This is a genomic window from Marinibactrum halimedae (assembly GCF_021234875.1).
Taxonomy (GTDB): Bacteria; Pseudomonadota; Gammaproteobacteria; order Pseudomonadales; family Cellvibrionaceae; genus Marinibactrum; species Marinibactrum halimedae.
The window spans coordinates 105,229-117,454 of the sequence record NZ_JAJQVM010000014.1 but is presented as its reverse complement, the minus strand read 5'-3'; the positions used below and the strand labels follow the sequence as shown (position 1 = coordinate 117,454).

Sequence of the window (12,226 nt, the reverse complement as noted above, 5' to 3'; positions counted from 1 at the left end):
TCTCTTGGTTCTTCTTCGCCCAGCGGGCATCCGTATCTTTTTGAGCGCCAACGTTCGGATTCTTTTCAAAACGATCAGGCGTTTCACCGCGTTTTATCTGTTTGTTTTCTTCCTTTTTATTGCGCTGCCTGGGAACATCGACAAAACTCGCATCCACTATTTGACCTTTTCTTGCTTGAAAACCGTGTTCCTCTAATTGAACATCAAAAGTAAAAAACAAACGCTTCATTAAACCAGCTTTGACTAGGTTTTCTCTAAACAGCCACACTGTCTTGGCATCAGGCACCTTGTCCGATGGAGTCAGACCTAAAAACCGGCAAAAAGAATAGCGGTCCCGTATTTGGTACTCTATCTGATCATCGGATACATTGTATAAGTGCTGAAGTACGAGTACTTTGAACATCAGAAGCTCGTCATAGGCTTTACGACCCGCATTGCTTTTTCGGTTCGACTTTCGTATTTCCTTTAAGGTCGGACGAAAGGCTTCCCAAAATATCAGTTTGTTGAGATGAACTAATGGATCTTTTTCATCTAACTTGCGATACCTGTCATCTAAATCAAAAAAGCCGGGCTGAGACATAGAAGGAAACTCTTGAAATTTTTGAACAGTGAGATTATATCAAAGTTGGGCTATTTTTAGAGGTGCCCTCTATCTGATCATCGGATACATTGTATAAGTGCTGAAGTACGAGTACTTTGAACATCAGTAGCTCGTCATAGGCTTTACGACCCGCATTGCTTTTTCGGTTCGACTTTCGTATTTCCTTTAAGGTCGGACGAAAGGCTTCCCAAAATATCAGTTTGTTGAGATGAACTAATGGATCTTTTTCATCTAACTTGCGATACCTGTCATCTAAATCAAAAAAGCCGGGCTGAGACATAGAAGGAAACTCTTGAAATTTTTGAACAGTGAGATTATATCAAAGTTGGGCTATTTTTAGAGGTGCCCTTATGTTGAATATGGCTGAAATAGCACAAGAGTTTCGATACGAACATTAATTTTATTTTTTTATCCTAAGCTCTTGTAGTTGAATTAAATAGCTGTTTATAATCAACCAAAACCGATATAAAGAACTGAGACAATGACTTCACATAATTCGATTAAACCGATTTGCACGCGAAAGCTTGGGCTAATTATTAGCCGAGGCATTATCGTGTGTGCCATGGTTGTCGACTAGAAGTGTGAATTCTGGGAGGCAACAAGCCTTCCAGAGACAGTCGCAGATTCAGACGCGAAAACCCGGAAGGCGAAGAAGCCCTCCGGGTTTTTTTTCGCCTTAATAACGTGAATGGTTAAAACGTAAGGAAATCTCTTTAGACGATATTTTTATAAATGAAGCAACGATGTTTATCTTTAGGGAAGTAATGGGTTTTACTCAAAACTTCCTCGTATACGGCTATGCAAAATATCGCAAAAATACGTGATAGGGCTTCGTTCGGCTGTAAAAAAAGAAATGCTTTTGTCGGTATATAACGTAAGGTTATTTCTTTAAAAGTAGAGTCAAAATTTATCTTGCGGTTACTTTTCACAGGCGTTAATGTTTAAAACGCTCTTCGGTAATCGTATTGGATTGCCATGCATAATTTATTTTTAAGCGTGTCGGAAATCATACATTGAAAGCCTTTATTGAAAACATTTTTGGTTTGGTAATTAATTGCACTTCTTGTCAGTGTTGTTTATCGCCGGAATTGTATTTTGGAATCGATAAGCGTATTTCTTTTGTGTTGAATGATTTTTTTGTCACTAAAAAGACAATTATCATTTTCTAATTGCCTTCTGTGTGGGAAGGCAGTGTTGCCTTCCGGATCGAAAACCCCGGTTGGTAACAGCCGGGGTTTTTTATTTTTATTCACGGTATTGATGTATCAATTTCAATACGATGGAAAAACAAAAGGGGGTATGCCATGTACGATGACACTGATCTCGACAATGTTGCTGTTTTGAGTAACAACTAATTCTATGGAAAAGTAGAGGAAAGGTGATGATGCTGTATGGTGGTAAAATTACATCCCGATAATAATTTGTGTAGAGCGCTCCCAAATGGGAGCGTTTTTTATTTTGTTATTGCTTTTCCAAAGTTTCAAAAAAGAGTGTGATCATGAAAACCTATTTAGTGGGCGGTGCAGTACGAGATGAATTACTTGGCTTGCCCATAAAAGATCAAGATTGGGTGGTTGTTGGTTCGTCGCCGGAAGAATTGCTTCGATTAGGTTATGAGTCTGTTGGCAATGATTTCCCAGTTTTTCTACACCCAGAGACCAAAGAAGAATATGCACTGGCTCGCACTGAGCGAAAGTCGGGTAGTGGCTATCATGGATTTGTGTGTGATTTTGGTAAAGACGTGACTTTGGAAGAAGACCTCTCTCGCCGAGATTTAACCATCAATGCCATCGCAAAATCTCGTTCAGGTGAATACATCGACCCATATAACGGTCGAGCCGATTTAGAGGCAGGCGTGCTTCGTCATGTGTCCAGTGCGTTTGCAGAAGACCCTCTACGCGTTCTGCGTGTTGCACGATTTGCCGCGCGTTACGCAAGCCTAGGGTTTTCTGTCCATCGTGAAACATATGCCCTAATGGCTGAGATAACACAGAGAGGAGAGCTGACGTCTCTCACACCAGAAAGAGTATGGAAAGAGTTGTCTCGGGCACTGGAAGAACCCAAGCCCAGTGAGTTCTTTCATGTGTTACGGCGTTGTGGTGCCTTAGCCGTGTTATTTCCTGAAGTGGATTGTTTATTTGGCGTGCCACAGCCACCCGAGCATCATCCGGAAGTGGATACCGGGGAGCATGTCATGATGGCGGTGGATGTGGCTCGCGAGCGATTTAATAATCCATTAGTGACGTGGATGGCGTTAGTGCACGATTTAGGCAAAGGGGTAACGCCCAAAGAAAAATGGCCAAGTCATATTTGTCATGGAATTAAAGGCGTACCTTTAGTCGAGATGTTAAGTGAGCGTTTACGAGTGCCAAGAGATTATCTGCAAATGGGTAAGCTGGTTTCAGAGCATCATTTACGTTGCCATAAAGTCGGTGAAATGCAGGCTCGATCCATTATGCGTTTACTGGAAGCATTGGATGCTGTGCGTCGGCCAGAGCGGGTAACCTTATTTGCTCAAGCCTGTGAGGCGGATGCCTGTGGAAGGCTTGGTTACGATCGGCGTGACTATCCCCAGAAAGAAATATTGATTCGAGCTTGTAGTGCGATAAGGGAAGTCAGCAGTCAGCCATTTTTAGAGGCGGGTTACAAAGGCTTAAAACTTGCCGAACAAATTCGACGAGAACGAATACGTCGTATCGCAAAAAAAAGTTTGTCTTAATAAATGTACAGATAAAAAATACTAATAAAAGAGAAAGGATGTATCCATCATGGGCAGTAAAACACAAGAGTTCATCAAAAAAGGTTTACTGCAAGGCGCCCCCAAATTTTTAGATACTGCTGTTCAATATGAAGTGGTGATGGGGTCTATTGCGTATGGCGTGGCACAAGATCATTCTGATATGGATATTTATGGTTTTGCTATCCCCCCGCGAGATTGGGTGTTCCCTCATTTGAGAGGTGAAATACCGGGTTTTGATGAACCGGGAAAGCAGTTTGATCAAATTCAACAACATCACATGCTGGATAAATCTGCTTTAGGGGGTAAAGGTCGTGATTACGATGTGGTGATTTATTCCATCATTAAATATTTTCGTCTGCTGATGGAAAACAACCCGAACATCATTGATTCACTGTTTGTCCCTAGAAATTGCGTACTTTACAGCACGGCGATTGGTGAAATGGTGCGAGAGCAACGGCATATTTTTTTGCATAAAGCGTGCTGGCCAAAATTTAAAGGCTATGCCTACTCACAAGTTCATAAAATGCGAACGAAGGTTCCGACGGGGCATCGACAAAAAACCATAGAAACCTTTGGTTACGATGTGAAATTTGCTTATCACGTTGTGCGTCTATTGAATGAGGTGGAACAAATTTTAGTAGAACAAGATTTGGATTTGTTGAGAAACAAAGAACAACTCAAAGCAATACGTCGTGGTGAGTGGACGCAGCAGCAGGTGGAAGATTATTTTTCAGAAAAAGAGCGAGAGTTGGAGCGTTTGTATTTGCAAAGTTCGTTACCAGAAAAGCCGAGAGTTGCTGAAATTAAAACCCTATTGATGAATTGTTTAGAGCAACATTATGGTTCTTTATCCGAGTGTGTTGTTCAGGAAGACGCCGCAATGCGAGCGTTGCGCGAAATAGAATCCATTGTTTTGCGAGTAAATCGATAAATTTAAGAATGTTAAGTCAACACATATCCTAATTTTCTCTTTACGTTAAGTTGAAAAAGTCAGTATGATTTTTGGTGCTAAGTCTTTGTTTTTATTAGTGTAAATTACTTAGAGTTGCTGAAAAAAATGAAAATTAATTTCAGTGTTTGCCTTTTCGAAGAGCACTGATCAGCACAAACACCATCACAGACGAGAAGAGAATAATTATGGCTTTGATTAGCTTGCGCCAATTGTTGGATCATGCGGCGGAATACGGTTATGGGGTTCCTGCATTTAACGTGAATAACCTTGAGCAAATGCGGGCAATTATGGAGGCGGCGTCTTTAACGCAGTCTCCGGTTATTGTGCAAGCGTCTGCGGGCGCTCGTAAGTACGCTGGGGCACCTTTTTTACGACATTTAATGATGGCCGCTGTGGAGGAATTTCCCGATATTCCAGTGGTGATGCATCAAGATCATGGAACGTCACCGGCGGTGTGTCAGCGCTCTATTCAACTGGGGTTTAGTTCGGTGATGATGGACGGTTCACTGCGCGATGACGGTAAAACACCGTCGAGCTATGAGTACAATGTGGAAGTAACACGGCAGACCGTTGAAATGGCCCATGCTTGTGGTGTGTCAGTAGAGGGGGAATTGGGTTGTCTCGGGTCTCTTGAAACCGGTCAAGCAGGCGAAGAAGATGGCATCGGTGCAAGCGGGACACTGACTCATGAGCAAATGTTGACCGACCCTGCCGAAGCAGCGGATTTTGTCGCACAAACAGGAGTCGATGCACTGGCGATTGCCTGTGGCACCTCTCACGGCGCTTACAAATTTACTCGTCCCCCTACGGGGGATATTCTCGCCATTGATCGAATTAAAACCATTCACAAGCGCTTACCCAAAACCCACTTGGTAATGCATGGCTCGTCTTCGGTGCCTCAGGAGTGGTTACACATCATCAACGAGCACGGGGGCGACATCCCAGAAACCTACGGTGTGCCTGTGGATAACCTTATCGAGGGCATAAAGCATGGTGTGCGTAAAATTAATATCGATACGGATTTACGCTTGGCGTGTACCGGTTCCATTCGTCGTTTTCTCGCAGAAAACCCGTCTGAATTTGATCCACGTAAGTATTTGGCAAAATCTATTGTGGCAATGCGTGATATTTGTATTGCTCGCTATGAAGCTTTTGGGGCAGCGGGAATGTCGACCAAAATTCGCCCAATCTCTCTAGAGACTATGCAATTACATTATGCCAATGGTGGCTTATGAAACGGAATGGTATTGAGGTTTTGTATTTATCTTTGTAGGCATCCGCTTTTCAACAAAAGTGGGTGAGCTATTGTGAAATGCTCTGCCGTTTTAAGTGTTGGTATCTTTAATCGGCGGAGCAAGTTGCTCTGTGATCAACACCCTGTTTATACTCGCTGATAAATCCAAAAAAACCGGTAGTAGTCATTGATATGAGTGAACAAAAAACCACCACAGAAGCTGTGTCCGAAGCACCTGCTGCAGGTGCTCAACCACAAGGTCCAGAAGTCAATGTCCCACGACTGTTGGACTTGGGTCTTGGCGTGATTGCACGCACCGTTATGCGGTCACCGAAAGATAAATCGAAAGAGCTATTTCGTCGCTTAAAATCGGGTGAAAAAGTCCAGTTAGGTGAAATTACCATTCAGGAAAAGCTTAAGTTAAAGCTGAATATGTCTTTAGACCATAAAATGTTTAAAGGGCCTGGTTTTAATAATGACGTGTTTCGAGCCTCAGTCGATCAGTTATTGAAGAAAGTGGCTCCTCGATTAAAAGCACGGCAAGATTTAAACATTCGTACGAATCGTACCGGTGGCATTTTGTTTGATTTGCCAGCAGGTGTTCGAGTGAAAGGGCAAGTCAATGTGATGCTCATCATCATGCAGCTGGGAACCTCTGGAGAGGTCACTATGCAGTTGACTTATTTTGACCCTGATCAGTTTCAAGTAAAAGAATAAAGCGCACCCCCGCATATTGATGCTCTTTCTCAAACTGAGCGATTCAGTATGTGGGGTAAGCTTCTGTTTTTCAGTCGCCAGAGTGCGATAGTCGTCTCCTCGCTTTCTATTTTAATTCCAAATCACTTCATTACCGTTGCCATAGGGTGAATACCATGACATTCAAATCATTGAAATTGGCAAGCGCAGTGGCGCTTGCAACGTTATTAATCGCATGTAGTGATCAGTCTTCGACGCCAGTGTCACAAGACAATACAGCGAAAAGTGCAGAGGTTTCAATGGTAGATGCCTCGGTTGAACAGGTCAGTGAAGATCAGAAAAAATTTATTGCATTTGTTGATGAGCATGCAAAAAACGTATTACGACGTCAGCCATTATACGCAACCAGTCTTGGAGTGACGGAAGCGTATTTGGGAATGAAATTCAGTGATCAACTGGGTTCCTTTACTTTACAGGATGTTGAAAAAGAAAAAAGTGTGAATGCTGAAGCGATTGCTTTTTTAGAGACCATTAATCGCGATGAGCTTAAAGGTGTAGCACGTTCAACCTACGATGCGTTGTACAGCTCGTTAACGATGGCAAGTAAGTTTAAGCCTTATGTGCACGGTGCTTTTGGTGAGTTAGGTGTTTTTTCTCCCTTTGTTATTTCTCAATTGAGCGGTCCACATATTGATATTCCGCGCTCTTTACAAACAGAGCACCCCTTAAAAAGTGAGCCTGATGCACAAGACTATATTGCGCGTTTATCCCAGGTAAAAGGCTTGTTCGAAGGGGTAGCAATCGTTTTGGCTGAGGACACAAAAAACGGTATTTTGCCTCCGGCATTTGCCATTGAAGGTGCGCTTGGGTTTATAAAGCAAGTTATGGCGGCACCTCCTGCAAAGAATCCTTTGGTTACGTCATTTGAAACTCGATTGAAAGAAATAGAATCCCTGTCACAAGAAGAACAAAAGGCGTTTGTCGATGCAGCCACTCATGCTGTGAAGAGCAGTGTTTATCCTGGTTATGGCGCTTTAGAAAAGGCACTTACTGATATGCTGCCTAAAGCCTCTACCAACGCCGGTATTTGGGATTTGAAAGACGGCGCAACACGCTATCAATTGGCATTAGAAAATTTTGGGGCTGGAGGGAAAACGGCTGAAGAAATTCATCAATTAGGTTTGGCTGAAGTCGCTCGTATTCAAAAAGAAATGGATGTGATTTTGACATCACAAGGTTATAAAGATGGCGAAATCATGGAGCGTTATATTGCGTTGACCAAAGATGAAAAATTCATTTATCCCAATAATGATGAGGGTCGTACGGAGTTACTTTCTGATTTAAACAAACAAATGGATGAAATTTCTGGCCTGTTGCCGAATATTTTAATTACCCTGCCGAAAGCGGGCGTTGAGGTTCGTCGAATTGCAGAATACGAACAAGATGGCGCACCGGGTGGTTATTATACGAGCCCTTCTTTGGATGGTAGTCGCCCGGGAATTTACTGGATTAATTTAAAAAATACCGCAGATTGGCCAAAATTTACGTTGCCCACATTAACCTATCACGAGGCAAGCCCAGGCCATCATTTGCAAGTGGCGATTTCTCAGCAAATTGAGAACATGCCAATGATTCGCAATTTAATGTGGTACAGCGCTTACGGTGAAGGGTGGGCTTTGTATGCAGAAGTACTGGCGAAAGAATTGGGTTTGTATGATAACGACCCTTTGGGTGATCTTGGTCGTTTGCAGTCTGAATTATTCCGTGCGGCGCGTTTAGTGGTGGATACAGGATTACATCATAAACAGTGGTCGCGTGAAGAAGCCATTGAATATATGCACAATACCACTGGCGATACGGTGGCTGCAGTGACTCGTGAGGTGGAGCGCTACTCTGTATGGCCTGGTCAGGCGTGTTCCTATAAATTGGGGCAAATCAAGATTTTGGAGTTGCGTGAATTTGCGAAGCAAACGTTAGGTGATAACTTTGATTTGCGTGCTTTTAATGATCAAATCTTGATTCATGGTTCAGTGCCGTTACCTGTATTGGAAGCCAATATTAAAGAATGGGTGGCAAAGTCTAAGGTTTGATTTTTTCAAAGCAGAATTATCGAAACCTCTAATTGTTGAAATTAGAGGTTTTTTCGAATGGTTTTGAGTTTAATCTGAAATGGATTTTAAGTGACGATCGATAACCGCGAATACTTTGTTACGTAAGGCTGGGGTTTCATTTACAACATGGTGTTTGATGTCGGCCATTACGATCACTTCGGCATTAGGCATACGCTGAGTAATTTGTTCAACATTATATTCCCAATCTACCGTTGAATCCCCGTCGCCTTGTACGCAAATCACCTGGTTGTGATTGCTTTTAAATCTGGAAAAGCGTTCGATCCACTCCCCCATTGCCCCTATCCAATCAACCGATGCCCAATGGTACTGTAAGGGATCTTGTTTCAGAAACACACCAAACTGTTTGTCATGACTGCTGCCGGTAACACCCGAACGACGAACGCGTTTAAGGTACTTATGCAAAAAATTATAAGCAATTTTAATGGTTTGCCATTTTTGAGGCTTGATTAACGGAGCTAATAAAAATGAGCATTGGAGAGGGTTATCCGGGTTGGTAAATAAATAATCGAGCACAACCGCTCCACCTGTACTTTGGCCCGTTGCGAATAGAGGAGTTGTGATATAGGGCTGTGTGTACTTAATAATGTGCTCAAGGATACGAGTGTACGATTGAAAGCTACCAATGGAGGCTCGTTTACCACTACTGATGCCATGGCCCGGGGCGTCGTAAGCAATGACGGCATAGTTGTTCATTAAACAAAAACGGATTAGATGGTGGTATAGCCCTACATGATCCCAGTAACCGTGCAAAATAAACATGGTCCCCAATGGCGCTTTAGGGCTCCAATAATGCAATGCAATGTCAAACTCTAGAATGTCTAATGATCCAAAATGGTGAGTAATATTTTCCATTTCGGTTTCGAAATTAATCTTATAAAAATTTAAATATTCTATCAGTAATGAATTTTCACTGTTAATGCGACAAGAATCTGGAGAATCGAGGTTAAAACGTGGGATTGAATCCAAAAGAGAATGAAAATCTGGAGAGTGGCTCATAAGGTAAATCATTCCTTGTGGATATTGGCTACAGCAGAAAGCGATATTAATGTTTATGAGTGAGAAGGTTAGCTCACGTTTATTATAATTTAAGTCCGCAATTGATGCCGTTTCTTATCAATAAATAAAAGGTGACATTATATAGATAATCGTCAACTTCAGCTATGCGGGCTGATTACTTTATGACGCAATCGTTTTGTAGATTAATCGTCTCGCCATTGACGATTGGGAGTGAGTCATTAAGCGTGTGCTTGCCTGGTGATTCTTTAAAATAAAAAAACGGCGAAGTAAATAACTTCGCCGTTTTTGATGATGGGGAGAGAGTGTGAATACTTACAATCGATAAACTACATTCAATTTAAACTCATATTTACCGTTAGTTAGCAATGCTTTTGGTGGTGTAGGGAAGGGTTCGCTTTTTCGTACGGCACGAGTAGCGGCTCGGTTAAAGTAAGAGAAAGCGGAGCGCTCACGTAATGATACATCTACCAGTTCGCCTTTTGAGTTCACCACAATGTCTAATCCGACCGCCCCTTCACGACGTTGTGATAAAGCTTGTTTGGGGTATTCAACTTTGCTGAAAACCCGGGCTTTCAGTTCCTCGTAGTATTGCTTTTCCCGCAAGATATCGGCAGCGGTAAAAGCCAAGACTTCATCATCGTCGTCTTCTTCGATAGGTGGTGCTGCCTTGGCCACTTGTACTGGTTTAACTGGCGCGGGTTTTACGGGTTGTGCCGAGGCCTTTGGTTCAGCTTTAGGTGCTGTGGCAACTTCAACAGGTTTTGGCTTTGGTTTAGGCGCTGCAGGTTTTGGCTTAGGAGCGGCAGGTTTGGGTTTAGGGGTGGCAGCAATTTTGGGTGCAGAAGGCTTAATTTGAGGCGCGGAAGGTTTTGGTTTTGGTGCTGCCGCAACGGCGGCGGGTGCGCTAGCGGCTGCGACTTCAACCTCGGGTGGTGCTATCCACGCTTGAACAGCAGCAATACGATCAGAATCTGCATTGGCGGAGTTAACCGTTGAAAGAAGTGTACTGTCCACGTCTCCGGCGGCGAGAATTTGTGCGCGGAAGTCCGAAGAGGGTGGCACCTCTCCAATCCAAGTCTGCAATAAAAGATCGAAGATACCGCCTTTGGCAACCGTGCCAAGGTCGATGCCGTTGAGTGACACATCCAGACTACCGTTAGAAAATTCCAAGCGCAAACGGTCATTTTGTCGGAGTCGGCCTTTAATTAATCCGGTAAGACTGGCAAGGGCTTCGGCATTCTGAGTCAGTTCTTGTGTGCTGGCATTAATGGAGACGCCTTCGATCCACATACGTCCCAGTGCTCTTTGGCTCATAGAGCGACTTGTAATGACTAACTCCATTGCACGTGAGTTGTTACTGTAGAGAACATCAGCGGAGTTTTTGGTCGGACTATCAGTGTAGAGTACCGCAATAAATTGTTGTTTACCGAGCTTTTCATAGCTGGCAAGGCCATTAATCATGTTGCTGGCATAAGAAGACATTGCGCTGAAACTGCATAATAACGCCAGTACAAAATACACTGTCATGTTTCTATATAAGGGGTTTGACGACGGCTTTTTTCGATTCTGCTTAATCATAAACGGGGCTTCAATCCTAGAGTTCTTTTTGCCATGCACCATACAGGTACAAACGTGTAAAACTTGGTAAAGGGTAAAAAGTGAACTTTTGGGCGTAAATTACAGCAATTTTTACACCATAAGCCAAGTCACTTCACCATAAATCCCATTAGTTCTAGACCTCCTGGAGTAACTTTTCTCATATGAGTGAGTGTATTAGCGGTTTCTAAGCAAATCATTTCTTGGTAACTCTCATTTGGGAAATTAGACAACTGTTTTGATTTTTCAATCCATGGATTCCAAACTACCAAACTCTTTGCGTCAATTTGGTGAAGGTTGATGACTCGATTGTTGCTGGTGTCATGAATTTGTGCGACGCGTTGATATTTTTCGGATGTCACAGAATTCAACTGATAAATACGGTCGACTTCTTCATTAATGGAAAGCGTTCCATGTTGTTGGAAGCTTGCCCACTCTTTTAAGGCGTCTATGTAAGTAGCATCTTCTAATCCGGTAATAGAGGTTTGTTCTATATCGCCGACTGAAAAATAGCTGTGTAGCGCGCAGGTATGTACAAAAGATCGTTCACCGGTATTGTGAACTTCCAGCTTAACGGTCAGCTCTGCACCAATAGTGATCATCAATTTTAGTGTAGCTTGATATGGCCATTCTGGTATCTCTTCGTGTGGCAGTAGCATCAAACACAGATGGGTCTCGTTGTCTTGGGGTACGATGTCTTCTACCGTCCAGTTAATGGATCGCACCAGCCCATGAGCGCCCTTGGGTGTATCCAGCGCGTCTATTTGCACTTTCACGTCGTCTGGGTTGTGTGAGAGGTTTGCAAACCATGGCCAGCAGACCGGGATGCCGCCGCGAAGAGGCACTCCTGCTTTGTAATCGCAGGCATCACTTAACCACAGAATCGGTGGCTCGCAGTGACGTTCATAGTGGGTAACTTGGGCACCTTGGAGAAAAATGGTTCCTGACGCAACGTCATTGATGATGTTGATGGCGACCAATTCTTTATGAACTTCGATGGTAACACCGGGCAAATGTCCGAATCGTTCATAGAGGCTAGAGACGATATTGGGCAACGCTTGAGTCATGTTCAGCCTTTTTAAGGTGTCATTGCAGATGAGAAAGATGCGCTATAATGCTAAATCTGTGTTATCTCAGCAAGTTATGTGACCTAGTTAATAAAATTAGTGGCGCGTTTTTCAACAATGTTGTCTATTCATTGTTTATTGGATGCTTTATCTAAGTTGGTCATAATTTCTTCAATCGCTTGTCACTATGA

10 protein-coding genes are annotated in these 12,226 nt (G+C 43.0%); 5 read left to right on the top strand and 5 right to left on the bottom strand.

The window, feature by feature from the left end:
• Together LU351_RS10075 and LU351_RS10070 are read right to left on the bottom strand one after the other, a co-directional pair.
• Positions 1 to 580, bottom strand: a 580-nt coding sequence (locus LU351_RS10075; RefSeq protein ID WP_232592392.1) for a transposase, incomplete at its 3' end; no start/stop codon positions are given.
• A gap of 34 nt (positions 581 to 614) precedes the next feature.
• Positions 615 to 881: a transposase gene (locus LU351_RS10070; RefSeq protein ID WP_269783414.1), complete on the bottom strand. Its 267-nt coding sequence runs from the start codon at positions 879 to 881 to the stop codon at positions 615 to 617.
• A gap of 1,218 nt (positions 882 to 2,099) precedes the next feature.
• On the opposite strand from LU351_RS10070, the gene LU351_RS10065 reads away from it, so the two are divergent.
• From LU351_RS10065 to LU351_RS10045, 5 genes are all read left to right on the top strand, one after another.
• Positions 2,100 to 3,320, top strand: a complete 1,221-nt coding sequence (locus tag LU351_RS10065; protein WP_232593943.1) for a multifunctional CCA addition/repair protein — start codon at positions 2,100 to 2,102, stop codon at positions 3,318 to 3,320.
• Between the two features lie 49 nt (positions 3,321 to 3,369).
• Positions 3,370 to 4,272 (top strand): nucleotidyltransferase domain-containing protein, encoded by a 903-nt coding sequence (locus LU351_RS10060; RefSeq protein WP_232593942.1) that lies wholly within the window; start codon positions 3,370 to 3,372, stop codon positions 4,270 to 4,272.
• Positions 4,273 to 4,478: 206 nt separating this feature from the next.
• Complete coding sequence (gene fba / locus LU351_RS10055) at positions 4,479 to 5,528, top strand: class II fructose-bisphosphate aldolase (protein WP_232593941.1); 1,050 nt, start codon at positions 4,479 to 4,481, stop codon at positions 5,526 to 5,528.
• 191 nt (positions 5,529 to 5,719) lie between these two features.
• On the top strand, positions 5,720 to 6,244 hold the full coding sequence (locus tag LU351_RS10050) for a hypothetical protein (RefSeq protein WP_232593940.1): 525 nt from the start codon (positions 5,720 to 5,722) through the stop codon (positions 6,242 to 6,244).
• Between the two features lie 155 nt (positions 6,245 to 6,399).
• Positions 6,400 to 8,313 carry a DUF885 domain-containing protein gene (locus LU351_RS10045; RefSeq protein ID WP_232593939.1) on the top strand — a complete coding sequence of 638 codons (1,914 nt, stop codon included), beginning with the start codon at positions 6,400 to 6,402 and terminating at the stop codon, positions 8,311 to 8,313.
• A 69-nt stretch (positions 8,314 to 8,382) separates the two neighbouring features.
• Here LU351_RS10045 and LU351_RS10040 read toward each other — a convergent pair whose 3' ends face one another.
• The 3 genes from LU351_RS10040 to LU351_RS10030 all read right to left on the bottom strand — a co-directional run bounded on the left by LU351_RS10040 (position 8,383) and on the right by LU351_RS10030 (position 12,035).
• Complete coding sequence (locus LU351_RS10040; protein ID WP_232593938.1) at positions 8,383 to 9,351, bottom strand: alpha/beta hydrolase; 969 nt, start codon at positions 9,349 to 9,351, stop codon at positions 8,383 to 8,385.
• A gap of 333 nt (positions 9,352 to 9,684) precedes the next feature.
• Positions 9,685 to 10,950 carry a TonB family protein gene (locus tag LU351_RS10035; RefSeq protein WP_232593937.1) on the bottom strand — a complete coding sequence of 422 codons (1,266 nt, stop codon included), beginning with the start codon at positions 10,948 to 10,950 and terminating at the stop codon, positions 9,685 to 9,687.
• A gap of 128 nt (positions 10,951 to 11,078) precedes the next feature.
• Positions 11,079 to 12,035, bottom strand: coding sequence for a D-hexose-6-phosphate mutarotase (locus tag LU351_RS10030; protein ID WP_232593936.1), 957 nt, complete (start codon positions 12,033 to 12,035; stop codon positions 11,079 to 11,081).
• Between the last annotated feature and the right edge of the window lie 191 nt (positions 12,036 to 12,226).